This is a genomic window from Curtobacterium sp. CFBP9011, assembly GCF_034045095.1.
Classification (GTDB): Bacteria; Actinomycetota; Actinomycetes; order Actinomycetales; family Microbacteriaceae; genus Curtobacterium.
The window spans coordinates 289,427-304,970 of the sequence record NZ_JAXCWN010000002.1; the positions used below are offsets into that span (position 1 = coordinate 289,427).

Annotated in this window: 11 protein-coding genes; 10 read left to right on the forward strand and 1 reads right to left on the reverse strand. The window is 69.7% G+C overall.

Features of this window, described 5'->3' with window-relative positions; all coding sequences use genetic code 11:
- Positions 1-71: 71 nt before the first annotated feature.
- Complete coding sequence (locus SOM35_RS05585; RefSeq protein WP_320514677.1) at positions 72-1,403, reverse strand: MFS transporter; 1,332 nt, start codon at positions 1,401-1,403, stop codon at positions 72-74.
- Between the two features lie 143 nt (positions 1,404-1,546).
- On the opposite strand from SOM35_RS05585, the gene uvrB reads away from it, so the two are divergent.
- From uvrB to secG, 10 genes are all read left to right on the forward strand, one after another.
- Positions 1,547-3,637 carry an excinuclease ABC subunit UvrB gene (uvrB, locus tag SOM35_RS05590; RefSeq protein ID WP_111073547.1) on the forward strand — a complete coding sequence of 697 codons (2,091 nt, stop codon included), beginning with the start codon at positions 1,547-1,549 and terminating at the stop codon, positions 3,635-3,637.
- Entirely contained in the window at positions 3,627-4,562 is a 936-nt protein-coding gene (locus SOM35_RS05595; RefSeq protein WP_320514678.1) for an SDR family NAD(P)-dependent oxidoreductase, read from the forward strand. Before uvrB ends, SOM35_RS05595 begins: the two co-directional genes overlap by 11 nt.
- 48 nt (positions 4,563-4,610) lie before the next feature.
- Complete coding sequence (gene uvrA, locus SOM35_RS05600) at positions 4,611-7,619, forward strand: excinuclease ABC subunit UvrA (protein WP_253463200.1); 3,009 nt, start codon at positions 4,611-4,613, stop codon at positions 7,617-7,619.
- Entirely contained in the window at positions 7,620-9,749 is a 2,130-nt protein-coding gene (gene uvrC / locus SOM35_RS05605) for an excinuclease ABC subunit UvrC (protein WP_320514679.1), read from the forward strand. It begins immediately after the preceding gene.
- 151 nt (positions 9,750-9,900) lie between these two features.
- Complete coding sequence (rapZ, locus tag SOM35_RS05610; protein ID WP_111073544.1) at positions 9,901-10,788, forward strand: RNase adapter RapZ; 888 nt, start codon at positions 9,901-9,903, stop codon at positions 10,786-10,788.
- Positions 10,789-10,866: 78 nt separating this feature from the next.
- Positions 10,867-11,847 (forward strand): DNA-binding protein WhiA, encoded by a 981-nt coding sequence (whiA, locus tag SOM35_RS05615; protein WP_320514680.1) that lies wholly within the window; start codon positions 10,867-10,869, stop codon positions 11,845-11,847.
- 253 nt (positions 11,848-12,100) lie between these two features.
- Positions 12,101-13,105 (forward strand): type I glyceraldehyde-3-phosphate dehydrogenase, encoded by a 1,005-nt coding sequence (gene gap, locus SOM35_RS05620; protein WP_111073543.1) that lies wholly within the window; start codon positions 12,101-12,103, stop codon positions 13,103-13,105.
- Between the two features lie 4 nt (positions 13,106-13,109).
- On the forward strand, positions 13,110-14,327 hold the full coding sequence (locus tag SOM35_RS05625) for a phosphoglycerate kinase (RefSeq protein ID WP_320514681.1): 1,218 nt from the start codon (positions 13,110-13,112) through the stop codon (positions 14,325-14,327).
- Between the two features lie 43 nt (positions 14,328-14,370).
- Positions 14,371-15,150, forward strand: coding sequence for a triose-phosphate isomerase (gene tpiA, locus SOM35_RS05630; protein ID WP_320514682.1), 780 nt, complete (start codon positions 14,371-14,373; stop codon positions 15,148-15,150).
- A gap of 141 nt (positions 15,151-15,291) precedes the next feature.
- The gene (secG, locus tag SOM35_RS05635) at positions 15,292-15,543 is read left to right on the forward strand and encodes a preprotein translocase subunit SecG (protein ID WP_110825023.1); all 252 of its coding nucleotides are present in this window, start codon (positions 15,292-15,294) and stop codon (positions 15,541-15,543) included.
- Position 15,544 lies beyond the last annotated feature (1 nt).

Here is a 15,544-nt window from a genome sequence, read left to right on the forward strand (position 1 = left end):
GGTCGGACGCGGGGCGGGCCTCCCGGCCTGGAGGCTCGCCCCACGTCGGACGGATCGGTGACCGCCGGACGCTACTGCGTGGCGTCGCGCTCGGCCGCGGGGACGCCCACCTCGAGCACGCCGTCGGTGACGGTGAGGCGCTGCGGCTTCATCACCCACGCGACCACCGCGGCACCCGCGAGCAGCGCACACGAGATCCCGAACGGCAGCTGCCACCCGGAGGCGTCGATGAGGACGCCGAAGACGATGGGGGAGACGACACCGGCGACACCGAACCCGGTGTTCATGAAACCGGACGCCGTGCCGGACCACTGCGGGGCGACGTCCATCGGGATCGCCCACAGGTTCGCGTTGCAGAGCTCGAGGAAGAAGAACGACAGCGCGAGTGACACGGTCGCGACGGTCAGGCTCTGCCCGACGACGACGAGCGGGAGCAGGCAGACCAGCGACCCACCGAGACCGATCACCAGGACCAGGCGGCGTGCGTGCCGTGGGTCGCCGCCGCGGTGGATGATCCGGTCGCTGAGCAGCCCGCCGACCGTGTCGCCGACGACCCCGGCCAGGAGGACGGCGGTCGTGAACCAGGCGAAGGCGCTGATCTCGAGGTCGTACTGGTCGCTGAGGAACGTCGGGATCCAGGTGAGGAACACCCAGAGGGTCCACCCGTACCCGAAGTCGACGAAGGACACCGGCAGGATCTGCTTCGCCAGGGCACGCCAGGGCACCGGCGGGCGGGTGGCGCGGGTCTCGACCGGTGGCAGTTCGGCGAGTTCGGCCCCCGTGATCCCGCGGGCGTCCTCGGGGCGGTCGCGGAACAGGACGAACCAGGTGATGCCCCAGGCCACGGAGAGCACGGCGGTGGCGAAGAACGCCAGGCGCCAGCCGCTGATCGCGATGAAGTAAGCGACGACGAGCGGTGCGAGGGCGTTGCCGAGCCGCGCGGCGGAGTGGACCACACCCTGTGCGAAGCCGTTGCGGTCGCGGGGGATCCAGCGGCTCATCGCCTGGGTGGCGGACGGGAACGCCGCGGCCTCGCTGAGGCCGAGCAGCAGCCGCGCCGCGAAGAGCGTCCAGAAGCCCGTGGCCAGTCCGGTCCAGAGCGTCGCGACACCCCAGACGACGGTGATGACGAACAGTGCGCGGCGCGGGCCGAAGCGTTCGCTGATGGTGCCGCCGAACACCTGCAGCAGGGCGTACGGCAGTGCGAACGCCGAGACGATGAACCCGGCGTCGGTGTCGCTGAGGCCGAACTCGTCGGTGATGTGGGGGAGGGCGGTCGAGATGTTCGTACGGTCGATGTACGAGATGGCGTACATGCAGCAGAGGAGCAGGAGCACCCGCCCGCGGATGCGTCCGCGGAACGGGGTGCCCGTCGCTGGTGCTGCAGCGGGGGCCGTGGTCATGGGGCCTCTTCGGTCGGGTTGCTGAACGGCTCGGAGGCTACGACCGGTGCCGATCAGGTGTCTCTGCGTCCGCTATCGGGTGACAGTACGCCGAGGGCGAGCAGAGCACTCCGATGTCAGCGGCCGCGCCTACTGTTGGCTCCATGGGAGTTGCCGTAGAGCCCACGCGTGCCATCCGACCGTTCGAGGTCATCAGCGAGTACATGCCGAGTGGGGACCAGCCCGCGGCCATCGCCGAACTCGCCGGGCGCATCAACGCGGGTGAGACCGACGTCGTGCTGCTCGGTGCGACCGGTACCGGCAAGTCGGCGACCACCGCGTGGCTGATCGAACAGGTGCAGCGGCCGACGCTGGTGCTCGCGCACAACAAGACGCTGGCGGCGCAGCTCGCCAACGAGTTCCGCGGCCTGATGCCGAACAACGCCATCGAGTACTTCGTCTCGTACTACGACTACTACCAGCCCGAGGCCTACGTCCCGCAGACGGACACCTTCATCGAGAAGGACTCGTCCGTCAACGCCGAGGTCGAGCGTCTGCGGCACTCCACGACGAACTCCCTGCTCAGCCGCCGGGACACCGTCGTGGTGTCGACCGTGTCCTGCATCTACGGCCTCGGCACGCCCGAGCAGTACATGAACGCCTCGGTCGCGCTGCACATCGGGCAGAACATCTCCCGCGACCAGCTCGTGCGGAAGTTCGTCAGCATGCAGTACCAGCGCAACGACGTCGACTTCGCCCGCGGCACCTTCCGGGTCCGCGGCGACACGCTCGAGATCATCCCGATGTACGAAGAGCACGCGATCCGCATCGAGATGTTCGGCGACGAGATCGAAGCGCTGTCCTCGCTGCACCCGCTGACCGGCAACGTCATCGACGACCTGCCCGCCGTCTCGATCTTCCCGGCGTCCCACTACGTCGCGGACACCGACGTCATGCACCGGGCGATCACCTCGATCAAGCACGAGCTGGCCGAGCGGCTCGCCGAGCTCGAGGGCCAGGGCAAGCTGCTCGAGGCCCAGCGGCTCCGGATGCGCACCACCTTCGACATCGAGATGATGGAGCAGATCGGGTTCTGCTCGGGCATCGAGAACTACTCCCGCCACATGGAGGGCCGGGGCCCCGGCGAAGCCCCGCACTGCCTCATCGACTACTTCCCGGAGGACTTCCTCCTGGTCATCGACGAGTCGCACGTCACGGTGCCGCAGATCGGTGCGATGTACGAGGGCGACGCCTCCCGGAAGCGCACCCTGGTGGAGCACGGCTTCCGGCTGCCGAGCGCGATGGACAACCGCCCGCTGAAGTGGGAGGAGTTCCTCGACCGCGTCGGGCAGAAGGTCTTCCTGTCGGCGACGCCCGGCAAGTACGAGCTCGGCATCACGGACAGCGTCGTCGAGCAGATCATCCGCCCGACGGGCCTCATCGACCCCGAGATCATCATCAAGCCGAGCGACGGCCAGATCGACGACCTGCTCGAGGAGATCAAGCAGCGCTCCGAGAAGAACGAGCGCGTGCTCGTCACCACGCTGACCAAGCGCATGGCCGAAGAGCTCACCGACTTCCTCGGCAACGCCGGGGTCCGGGTGCGCTACCTGCACTCGGACGTCGACACCCTGAAGCGCGTGGAGCTCCTCACCGAGCTGCGCCAGGGCGTCTACGACGTGCTCATCGGCATCAACCTGCTGCGTGAAGGCCTCGACCTGCCGGAGGTCTCGCTCGTCGCGATCCTGGACGCCGACAAGGAAGGCTTCCTCCGGTCGTCGACCTCGCTCATCCAGACCATCGGCCGTGCCGCGCGCAACGTGTCGGGCCAGGTCCTGATGTACGCCGACAAGATGACCGACTCCATGAAGCAGGCCATCGAGGAGACCGACCGTCGCCGCGAGAAGCAGGTGGCGTACAACCTCGAGCACGGCATCGACCCGCAGCCGCTGCGCAAGAAGATCGCCGACATCACCGAGGTCCTCAACCGCGAGAGCGACGACACGCGCGAGCTCCTCGAGCGCCGCGGAGGCGGTGTCCGTGACGGCCGCCGCGCACCGACGCCGTCGCTCCGCCGCGAGGGCATCGCCGGCGAGGGCGCGACCCAGCTCGAGGCCACGATCGCCGACCTCAACGACCAGATGCTGCAGGCGGCGGCCGAGCTGAAGTTCGAGCTCGCGGCCCGACTCCGCGACGAGGTGCAGGACCTGAAGAAGGCCCTGCGGCAGATGGAGTCGGCCGGCCATGTCGTCTGAGTCCGGAGCCGCCGACGGTCCGCGGACCGTCGTCGTCACGGGCGCCAGCGCCGGTCTCGGGTACCAGGCCGCCCAACAGCTCGCCGCAGCCGGGCACCGGGTGGTTCTGGCGACCCGCAACCCCGAGAAGGCCGTGGCAGCCGAGCGCCGCATCCGCTCCGTGGTCCCCGACGCGGTGCTCGAGCACGTCCACCTCGACCTGGCCGACCTCGACTCGGTCCGTGCGGCGGCCGACACCCTGGCCACGACGGGGCCCGTGCACGCCGTCCTCAACAACGCCGGGGTGGTCGGGTCGCGCGAGCGGCAGTCCACCGCGCAGGGCCACGAGCTGCAGATCGGCACGAACCACCTCGGCCACTTCGCCTGGACCGGCCTGGTGCTGCCGATGCTGCAGGCCACCGGTGGGCGGGTCGTCCACCTCGGCTCGATCTCGCACCGCTGGGCGACCCTCGACCGCAACGACCCGCTCGGCGCGGGGTACTACAACGGCTACCGGCAGTACGCGCGGAGCAAGCTCGCGGTGATGCTGTTCGGGTTCGAGCTCGCCCAGCGTCTGGCGGACGCCGGGTCCGCCGTGTCGAGCGTCGTCGCGCACCCGGGGCTCGCGCTCGAGTCGCTGACCCAGGCGGCGGGAGCGCAGTCGCGTGTCGAGCCGTCGCGATCCGACCCGTCGTGGATCGGGCCCGGTCAGCGGTTGGTCGCGCAGGGGAAGGACGCCGGCGCGGTCCCGCTCGTGCACGCCTCGGTCGCCGACGACGTCCGGTCCGGCGAGTACTGGGGGCCGGACGGCTGGTTCCAGCTCCGCGGCCGCGCCACGGTGGTGCCGGCGGAACCGCGGGCGCACGACCGGCTCGAGGCGGCGCGGCTCTGGACCGCCAGCGAGCGTGCCTCCGGCGTCACGTTCGCTCTGGACGCACTCGACTGAGCCGACTCGGCGGGCGTTTGTCGGACCGGCTTCGTAGAATCGTCTGCGATGACCATCACCTCTGACCGCGGAACCGCCACGTCCGGCCCGGACGACTTCGACGAGCCGTCGGACCTGCACCTGCCCGGCGGCACGGCCCCGCACGACACGTCGACGCTCAGCGTCCGTGGCGCGCGCGTCCACAACCTCCGGGACGTCGACCTCGAGATCCCACGTGACTCGCTCGTCGTGTTCACCGGGTTGTCCGGCTCGGGCAAGTCCTCGCTGGCGTTCGACACGATCTTCGCCGAGGGCCAGCGGCGCTACGTCGAGTCCCTGTCGGCGTACGCCCGGCAGTTCCTCGGCCAGGTCGACCGCCCCGACGTCGACTTCATCGAGGGCCTGTCGCCGGCGGTGTCGATCGACCAGAAGTCGACGAACCGCAACCCGCGGTCCACGGTGGGCACCATCACCGAGGTCTACGACTACATGCGTCTGCTCTGGGCGCGCATCGGCATCCCGCACTGCCCCGTCTGCGGTGAAGTGATCAGCAAGCAGAGCGTGCAGCAGATCGCCGACCAGCTGATGACGCAGGAGAGCGGCACCCGCTTCCAGGTGCTCGCGCCGATCGTGTCGAAGAAGAAGGGCGAGTTCGTCGACCTCTTCCAGGAACTGGCAGCCTCCGGCTACTCGCGCGCCATCGTCGACGGCGAGCGGATCCAGCTGAGCAGCCCGCCGACGCTGAAGAAGCAGGTCAAGCACGACATCTCCGTCATCGTCGACCGCCTGGTGGCCAGCGACGACATCCTGGGGCGCCTGACCGACTCGCTCGAGACGGCCCTGCGCCTGACGGACGGCACCGTGGCGATCGACCTCGTGGACCACGAGGGGCCGGGCGCGGTCCGGACGTACTCCGAGAACCTGTCCTGCCCGAACAACCACCCGCTGGCCCTGACCGAGATCGAGCCGCGGACGTTCTCGTTCAACGCCCCGTTCGGCGCCTGCCCGGAGTGCTCCGGTCTCGGTACCCGGATGTCGGTCGACCCGGACCTGGTGCTCGGTGACCCCGAGGCCTCCCTGAAGGACGGCGTGCTGCTGCCGTGGACCGGCACCAGCGGCCTGTACTCGTACTTCGAGAAGCTGCTCGCCGGTCTCGGCAAGGAGCTCGGCTTCCGGATGGACACCCCGTGGAGCCAGCTGCCCGCGTCGGTGCAGGCCGCGATCCTCACCGGCAAGGACTTCGAGGTCTCGGTGTCCTGGCGGAACCGCTTCGGCCGCGAGATGCGGTACACGAGTGGGTTCGAGGGCGTCATGCCCTACATCGAGCGCAAGTTCGCCGAGGCCGAGACCGACTCGCAGCGACAGCGCTTCCAGGGCTACCTGCGTGAAGTCCCCTGCCCGGTCTGCGACGGCACCCGCCTCAAGCCCGAGGTGCTCGGCGTGACCGTCGACGGTCGCAGCATCGCCGACGTCACGAGCATGGCCCTCGACGAGGCCTACGCGTTCATGGCGGACATCGCCCTCACCAAGCGCGAGGCGCACATCGCCGCGGCGGTCCTGCGCGAGATCCGGGCGCGTCTCGAGTTCCTGCTCGAGGTCGGCCTCAACTACCTGACCCTGGCGCGTGGCGCCGGTGGGCTCTCCGGCGGTGAAGCGCAGCGCATCCGTCTGGCGACGCAGATCGGCTCCGGCCTGACCGGTGTGCTCTACGTCCTCGACGAACCGAGCATCGGTCTGCACCAGCGCGACAACCGCCGCCTGATCGACACCCTGGTCAAGCTCAAGGAACTCGGCAACACGCTCATCGTCGTCGAGCACGACGAGGACACCATCCGCACCGCCGACTGGGTCGTCGACATCGGACCCGGTGCCGGCGTCAACGGCGGCAAGGTCGTGCACTCCGGTTCCTACGCCGACATGATCGAGAACCGCGAGTCGATCACGGGCGACTACCTGGCCGGTCGCCGCTCGATCGAGATGCCGTCCGAGCGCCGCAAGGTGAACCGCAAGCGGGTCATCACCGTGCAGGGTGCCCGGGCGAACAACCTCAAGGACGTGGACGTCGACTTCCCGCTCGGCGTGTTCACGGCGGTCACCGGAGTCAGCGGTTCCGGCAAGTCCACCCTGGTCAACGACATCCTCTACAAGGTGCTCGCCAACCAGCTCAACGGCGCCCGGCACATCGCCGGCAAGCACACGCGCGTGAAGGGCCTGGACCAGCTCGACAAGGTCGTGCACGTCGACCAGGCACCGATCGGCCGCACCCCGCGCTCGAACCCGGCGACCTACACCGGCGTCTTCGACCGCATCCGGCAGCTCTTCGCCGAGACGCAAGAGGCGAAGACCCGCGGCTACCAGCCCGGTCGCTTCAGCTTCAACGTCAAGGGCGGGCGCTGCGAGAACTGCTCGGGTGACGGCACGATCAAGATCGAGATGAACTTCCTGCCCGACGTCTACGTCGCGTGCGAGGTCTGCGGCGGTGCCCGGTACAACCGCGAGACGCTGCAGGTCCACTACAAGGGCAAGAGCATCTCCGAGGTCCTGGACATGCCGATCAGCGAGGCGGCCGAGTTCTTCGAGCCGATCTCCGCGATCCACCGGTACATGGCGACCCTGGTCGACGTCGGCCTGGGCTACGTCCGACTCGGGCAGAGCGCGACGACCCTGTCGGGTGGCGAGGCGCAGCGCGTCAAGCTCGCGACCGAGCTGCAGCGTCGCTCGAACGGCCGCACCGTGTACGTGCTCGACGAGCCGACCACGGGTCTGCACTTCGAGGACGTCCGGAAGCTCCTCCTCGTGCTGCAGTCGCTGGTCGACAAGGGCAACACCGTCATCACGATCGAGCACAACCTCGACGTCATCAAGTCGGCCGACTGGGTCATCGACATGGGACCCGAGGGTGGTTCCGGTGGTGGCACGGTCCTCGCGACGGGCACGCCGGAGCACGTCGCCGACGTCCCGGAGAGCCACACCGGTGTCTTCCTCCGCGAGATCCTCGAGGCGCAGGACGCCCGCGTGGGCAAGCAGCGGTCGGTCGGCGCACGACGAGCAGGTGCAGAGAAGGCAGGGGCTCGCTAGGTGGCCGACACCGTCTCCTGGCGGCCGAAGGCGGGGGAGATCCCGACCGACCCGGGCGTCTACCGATGGCGTGACGGCAACGGTCGGGTGCTCTACGTCGGCAAGGCGAAGAACCTCCGGGCCCGCCTGAGCAACTACTTCGCACCGCTGCCGACCCTGCACGAACGCACCCGGCGGATGGTCCTGACGGCGAAGAGCGTCGAGTGGACCACCGTCGGGTCCGAGATCGAAGCGCTGCAGCTCGAGTACACGTGGATCAAGGAGTTCGATCCGCCGTTCAACGTCAAGTTCCGGGACGACAAGTCGTACCCGTACATGGCGATCACGATGGCGGACGAGGCACCCCGGGTGATGGTGACCCGGAACCGGAAGATCAAGGGCGCCAAGTACTTCGGCCCGTACCCGAAGATCTGGGCGGTGCACGACACGATCGACCTGATGATCAAGGTCTTCCCGATCCGCACCTGCTCGGAGTCCTCGTACAAGCGGGCCATGCAGACCGGCAAGCCCTGCTTCCCCGGGCAGATCGGCAAGTGCGGCGGTCCCTGCTCGCAGCGCGTGACCATCGAGGAGCACCGCGCGCTCGTCGAGGAGTTCGTCCGCTTCATGGGCAGCTACGACCGCCGCGTCATCACCCAACTCCGGCAGCGGATGGCCGCGTCGGCGGACGCGATGCAGTACGAGCAGGCCGCGCGCTTCCGTGACCAGGTCGAGGCGCTCGAAGCGGTGCTCGAGAAGTCCGCCGTGGTGCTCAAGGACTCGGTCGACCTCGACCTGTTCGGCATCGCCGAGGACGAGCTCGCGGCGGCCGTGCAGCTGTTCTCGGTCCGTGGCGGGCGCATCCGGGGTGTCCGCGGCTGGGTCGTCGACAAGGAGCTCGACATCAGCACGGGCGACCTCGTCGAGCAGATCGTGCAGGGTGTCTACGCCGACGACGGGCTGTCGACCGGTGCCGACGGCGCACTGCTCATGCAGGCGAGCGCCGATCCGACGCCCGGTGTTGCGAACGACGGCCCTCCGCGAGAGGTCGTGGTGCCGGTGCTGCCGGACGACGCCGACGCCCTCCAGCAGTGGCTCAGCGACCGCCGTGGGGGCCGTGGCACGAAGCTCAGCACCGCGCAGCGTGGGGACCGAGCGGGCTTGGCCCGGACCGCGTCGCAGAACGCCCAGCAGGCGCTGATGCTCTACAAGACGAAGCGGTCGGCCGACTACACGACCCGTGCGGCGGCCCTGGCGGACATCCAGGAGGCACTGGGCATGTCCGAGGCCCCGCTGCGGATGGAGTGCTACGACATCTCGCACCTGCAGGGCACGAACGTCGTGGCGTCGATGGTGGTGTTCGAGGACGGCCTGCCGCGCAAGGACCAGTACCGCCGCTACACGATCGCCGAGACCACCGACGACACCGACAGCATGTACCAGGTGCTGACGCGGCGCCTGGCCCGGCTCGACGAGGACGCCGCCGTGCCGGACGTCCCGGACGTCACGGCCGACGGCGTGGTCGAGGGCACGAAGCCCTCGAAGCGGTTCGCGTACCGCCCGCAGCTGCTCGTCGTCGACGGTGGGCAACCGCAGGTCGCGGCGGCGAAGCGGGCTCTCGACGAAGCCGGGGTCCGTGACATCGCCCTGGTCGGCATCGCGAAGCGGCTGGAAGAGCTGTGGCTGCCGGACGACGACTTCCCGGTGATCCTGCCGCGCAACTCCGAGGCGCTGTTCCTCATCCAGCGCCTCCGCGACGAGGCACACCGGTTCGCGATCACGCACCAGCGCACCCGGCGGAAGCGCGACGTCCGCTCCCAGCTGTCCGAGATCCCCGGACTCGGCCCGAACCGGGTCTCGGCGCTGCTCAAGCACTTCGGTTCCGTCGCCCGGCTCCGGCAGGCGACGGCAGAGGAGGTCGCCGAGGTCCCCGGCGTCGGACCGGCGACCGCGGCCGCGGTGGTCCGGAAGCTCACGACCGTGCCCGTCAGTGCCCCCGAGTCGGCCAGTGCCCCCGAGTCGGCCAGCGCACCGGAGCCGGCCAGTGTTCCGGAAGCCGCCAGCGCACCGGCGCCGTCCAGCGCGCCACAGCCGGGAGGCCCGGTGCGCGTCCCCGAGACGACCCCGGACGGTCCGCACCGGCCTGCGTGACCCCGGCACGGGCCTCCCGGTCGGACGGTAGCCTGGATGCGGACCCAGAGCGGACAGCCCAGAGGTCCGCGGGCCCACCCATGCCGAGCGCGCCGCGCCCGGCTCCGACGGGCGACCCGCCCGGCCACACCACGATGGAGCCCCTTCGCAGATGACCGACACCACCTCGCAGCAACAGCACGACGTCCTCATCGTGACGGGCATGTCCGGTGCGGGGCGGTCGACGGTCGGCAAGGCACTCGAGGACCTCGGCTGGTACGTGGTCGACAACCTGCCGACGCAGATGCTCGGGCCGCTCACCGACCTGGCGGACCGCGCGGGGGAGTCGATCCCGAAGATCGCGACGGTCGTCGACGTCCGTGGTGGGCGGTTCTTCACCGACCCGGAGCGCGCCGTGCAGTCCCTGCGCGAGAGCACGAGTGCCCGGGTCCGGGTGCTGTTCCTCGAGGCCACCGACCAGGTCCTGGTGCGGCGGTTCGAGCAGGTCCGCCGCCCGCACCCTCTGCAGGGCGAGGACACGCTGCTCGACGGCATCGCCCGGGAACGCACCCGGTTGCTCGGGCTCCGCGAGGCGTCCGACCTGATCATCGACACCTCCGACCTGAACATCCACCAGCTGGCGAACGCCGTCACCGAGCGGTTCGCCGAGGACCGGTTCGTCGGGGTCCAGGTGACGCTGATGAGCTTCGGGTTCAAGTACGGACTGCCCACCGACGCCGACATGGTGGCCGACGTGCGGTTCATCCCGAACCCCTACTGGGTGCCGGAACTCCGGGCGCACACGGGCCTCGACAAGCCCGTCTCGGACTACGTCATGGAGCAGTCCGGGGCGCGTCCGTTCGTCGACCGCTACGCCTCCGTCCTGGAGCCGGTCTTCGAGGGGTACCAGCGCGAGAACAAAAGACACGCTACGATCGCCATCGGCTGTACCGGCGGCAAGCACCGTTCGGTCGCCATCGTCGCCGAGTTGGCGAACCTGCTCCGCGGGATGCCCAACGTCGCCGTGCGTGTGAAGAACCGAGATCTCGGCCGGGAGTGACCGTCCCACCGGCCGCCTCCACACGCGTGCGCCCCGGGACCGCAGAGCCCCACCCCGAAGAACGTAAGGAATGATGCCGTGCCGTTGACTGCCGAGGTGAAGGACGAGCTGGCCAGGGTCGTCGTCAACCGGAACACGGTCCGCGCCGCCGAACTCGCGACCGTCCTGCGCTTCGCCGGGGGCCTGCACGTCATCTCCGGCCGCATCGCGGTCGAGGTCGAGCTCGACACCCGGATCATCGTGCACCGCGTCCGTAAGGACCTCGCCGAGCTCTACGGCGTCCGGAGCGAGGCGTCCGTCGGCTCCACCGCGTCCTCGCGTCGCGGCACCCGCTACCTCGTGCGTGTGCTCGAGGCCGGCGAGACGCTCGCCCGCCAGACCGGCCTGATGGACGCCCGTCGCCGTCCGGTGCGGGGCCTCCCGAACCGCCTGACCACCGGCAACCGCGACGACCTCGCCGCCATCTGGCGCGGTGCGTTCCTGGCGTCCGGCACCCTGACCGACCCGGGCCGTGCCGCGGCACTCGAGGTCACGTGCCCCGGCAACGAGGCCGCGATGGCCCTCGTCGGAGCAGCGTCGCGCCTCGGCATCGCCGCGAAGGGCCGCGAGGTCCGCGGCGTGCACCGCGTCGTGATCCGCGACGGTGAGGCGATCGGTCAGATGCTCACCGCGATGGGCGCCGCCCGCACGACCGCCGACTGGGAGGAGATGCGCCAGCGCCGCGAGGTCCGTGCCACCGCCAACCGCCTGGTGAACTTCGACGACGCGAACCTCCGTCGTTCCGCGCAGGCCGCCGTCGCCGCGTGTGCCCGGGTCGAACGTGCCCTGGAGATCCTCGGCGACGAGGTCCCCGACCACCTGCAGTACGCCGGGGCCCTGCGCTTGGAGCACCGCGACGCCTCGCTCGACGAGCTCGGCCAGCACGCGGACCCGCCCATGACGAAGGACGCGATCGCCGGGCGCATCCGCCGCCTGCTCGCGATGGCCGACAAGCGCGCCAGCGACCTCGGCATCCCGGGGACCGAGGCCAGCGTGCCGGAAGAGCTCGAGGGCGCCTGAGCACAGCGCCGGATCGCACCCTCCGCCGGGCAGCTCGCTGACCGGCCGCCGGACCCCCGTGGTCGCCGCACCCGACCCGTCCCCGCGACGGCGTCATGCAGGCGGTCCGCGGGGGTCCGACTGCTAGGGTCGGTACGGCGACGTCACGGGGCGTATCGTCCACGTGCGTGGGTCGGCCGTCGTCCATGACGACGCCTCCACACTCCGAAAAAGCAGCGTCTCCCGAGGCGCTCCACACCCAACAGGAGATCCATTGACCGTCAAGATCGGCATCAACGGCTTCGGCCGGATCGGCCGTAACTTCTTCCGCGCCGCTCTGGCCAAGGGCAGCGACCTCGAGATCGTGGCGGTGAACGACCTCACCGACAACGCCGCACTCGCGAACCTGCTCAAGTTCGACTCGATCACGGGTCGCCTCGGCGTCTCGGTCGAGCTCGACGGCGACAACATCGTCGTCGACGGCAAGCCCATCAAGGTCCTCGCGGAGCGCGACCCCGCCAACCTGCCCTGGGGCGAGCTGGGTGTCGACATCGTCATCGAGTCGACCGGCTTCTTCACCAAGGCCGCCGATGCGCAGAAGCACATCGACGCCGGCGCCAAGAAGGTCATCATCTCCGCCCCGGCCACCGGTGACGACGTCACCATCGTGCTCGGCGTGAACGAGGACACCTACGACGCCGCGAACCACCACATCATCTCGAACGCCTCGTGCACCACGAACAGCCTCGCGCCGCTCGCCAAGGTGTTCCACGACGCGTTCGGCATCGAGCGCGGTCTCATGACCACGGTCCACGCCTACACCGCCGACCAGAACCTCCAGGACGGCCCGCACAAGGACCCGCGTCGTGCCCGTGCGGCCGCGCTGAACATCGTCCCGACCTCGACCGGTGCCGCCAAGGCCATCGGCCTGGTCATGCCGGAGCTCGCCGGCAAGCTCGACGGCTTCGCGCTGCGCGTCCCGGTCCCGACCGGTTCGATCACCGACCTCACCCTCGAGACGAAGTCGGACGTCACCGTCGACGAGATCAACGCCGCCTACAAGGCCGCCGCCGAGGGCCCGATGAAGGGCATCCTGCTCTACAGCGAGGACCCGCTGGTGTCGACCGACATCACGACGGACCCGCACTCCTCGATCTACGACTCCGGCCTGACCAAGGTCATGGGCAACCTCGTCAAGATCACCTCGTGGTACGACAACGAGTGGGGCTACTCGAACCGCCTGGTCGACCTGACCGAGTTCGTGGGCGAGAAGCTCTGACCTGATGGCTCTCCGCACCCTCGAGGACCTCGGCGACCTCGCCGGCAAGCGTGTCGTCGTCCGCTGTGACCTGAACGTCCCGCTCAAGGACGGCACGATCACGGACGACGGCCGCGTGCGGGCGTCGCTCACCACCCTGAACACCCTGATCACCGCTGGCGCGCGCGTGGTCGTGGTGTCCCACCTCGGTCGGCCCGACGGCGAACGGAAGCCCGAGTACTCGCTCGCGCCCGTCGCCCAGCGGCTGTCCGAGCTGCTCGGCAAGCCGGTCACCTTCGTCGACGAGACCGTCGGCGACGAAGCGACCGCGGCTGCCGAGGCCCTCGAGGACGGTGACGTCCTGCTGCTCGAGAACCTCCGCTTCAACCCGGAGGAGACCTCGAAGGACGCCGCCGAGCGCACGGCCTTCGCGGAGCGCATCGCCGCGCTCGGGGACGCCTTCGTCTCCGACGGCTTCGGCGTCGTGCACCGCAAGCAGGCCTCCGTGTACGAGCTGGCATCGGCGCTCCCGAGCGCCGCCGGTCAGCTCATCGAGCAGGAACTGACCGTGCTCGAGCGTCTGACCAAGGACCCGGAGCGGCCGTACACGGTCGTCCTCGGCGGGTCGAAGGTCAGCGACAAGCTCGGCGTCATCGACCACCTCCTGCCGCGGGTCGACACGATCTGCATCGGTGGCGGCATGCTCTTCACCTTCCTCGCGGCCCAGGGCCACGGGGTGGCGAAGTCGCTGCTCGAGCAGGACCAGTTCGACACCGTGCGCGAGTACCTGTCGCGGGCGACCGAGCTCGGCGTGACGATCGACCTGCCGACCGACGTCGTGGTGGCCTCCGGGTTCGCCGCGGACGCCGAGCACGAGACGGTCGCCGCGGACGCCATCGAGTCCTCCGCGTTCGGCACGGACGGCATCGGCCTGGACATCGGGGCCGAGACGGCCGAGCGGTTCGCCCGTGCGGTCGCCGCCTCGAAGACGGTGTTCTGGAACGGGCCGATGGGCGTGTTCGAGTTCCCGGCCTTCGCTGCCGGCACGAAGACCGTCGCCCAGGCACTGACCGAGGTCGACGGCCTCGGCGTGGTCGGTGGTGGCGACTCCGCCGCCGCAGTCCGGTCGCTCGGCTTCACCGACGACCAGTTCGGCCACATCTCCACCGGTGGTGGGGCGAGCCTCGAGTTCCTCGAGGGCAAGTCGCTTCCCGGCCTCGAAGCCCTCGGATGGTCCGCATGACCCGCACGCCGCTCATCGCCGGCGATGCTCGGGAGGGCACAGCATGAACCGCACCCCCTTGATCGCTGGCAACTGGAAGATGAACCTGGACCACCTCCAGGCCATCGCCACGGTCCAGAAGCTCGCGTGGACCCTCAAGGACGCCCGGCACGACCACGCCGACGTCGAGGTCGCGGTCTTCCCGCCCTTCACCGACCTGCGCAGCGTGCAGACGCTGATCTCAGCGGACAAGCTCCCGCTGGCGTTCGGTGCCCAGGACCTGTCGCAGTACGACTCCGGTGCCTACACCGGGGACATCTCGGGGGCCTTCCTCGCCGCACTCGACGCGAAGTACGTCATCGTCGGACACTCCGAGCGTCGCACCATGCACGGTGAGACCGACGAGGTCGTCGCCGCGAAGACCGCTGCTGCCGTGAAGCACGGTCTGGTCCCGGTCGTGTGCGTCGGCGAGACCGGCGAACAGCGCGAGCAGCGCGGAGCCGGCGTCGTGCCGGTCGAGCAGCTGCAGGTCGTCCTCGGGGCGGTGCAGCCGTCCGAGATCGTCGTCGCGTACGAACCGGTCTGGGCGATCGGCTCCGGCCAGGCCGCCACGGCCGAGCAGGCGCAGGACGAGTGTGCCGCGTTGCGTCGCGGGATCGCCGCTGCCTGGGGTGACCAGGCGGCCGCCGACACGCGCATCCTGTACGGCGGTTCGGTGAAGTCGGGCAACATCGCCGGCTTCCTCCGCGAGCCCGACGTCGACGGCGCGCTCGTCGGCGGCGCGTCCCTCGACGTGCAGGAGTTCGCCGCCATCGCGCGGTTCCAGCAGCACGTCGGTCTCTAGACCACCACCGCCGAGGCGCGACGGGCACCGCCCGTCGCGCCTCGTGCTGTGTCCCTCCCGCACCGCCCAACCAGCCCGGGTCCCGAGCGCGCTCCGCGCGACCGGTATACTCGGATGGCTGACTGACACGAAAGGTACGTCGTGGCGATACTCTCCGTCGTGCTGCAGGTCCTGCTCGCGATCACGAGCCTCCTGCTCACGCTCCTCATCCTCCTGCACAAGGGCCGCGGTGGCGGCCTCTCCGACATGTTCGGCGGTGGTGTGACGAGCAACCTCGGGGCATCCGGCGTCGCCGAGCGCAACCTGAACCGCATCACGGTGATCCTCGGGCTCCTCTGGATCTCCAGCATCATCGTGCTCGGTCTCATCAACAAGTTCACGGCAGGGAGCTGAC

Coding starts and splice junctions, on each gene's coding strand:
- SOM35_RS05585 (WP_320514677.1), bottom strand. CDS start 1,403: ATGACCACGGCCCCCGCTGCAGCACCAGCGACGGGCACCCCGTTCCGC.
- uvrB (WP_111073547.1), top strand. CDS start 1,547: ATGGGAGTTGCCGTAGAGCCCACGCGTGCCATCCGACCGTTCGAGGTC.
- SOM35_RS05595 (WP_320514678.1), top strand. CDS start 3,627: ATGTCGTCTGAGTCCGGAGCCGCCGACGGTCCGCGGACCGTCGTCGTC.
- uvrA (WP_253463200.1), top strand. CDS start 4,611: ATGACCATCACCTCTGACCGCGGAACCGCCACGTCCGGCCCGGACGAC.
- rapZ (WP_111073544.1), top strand. CDS start 9,901: ATGACCGACACCACCTCGCAGCAACAGCACGACGTCCTCATCGTGACG.
- SOM35_RS05625 (WP_320514681.1), top strand. CDS start 13,110: ATGGCTCTCCGCACCCTCGAGGACCTCGGCGACCTCGCCGGCAAGCGT.
- tpiA (WP_320514682.1), top strand. CDS start 14,371: ATGAACCGCACCCCCTTGATCGCTGGCAACTGGAAGATGAACCTGGAC.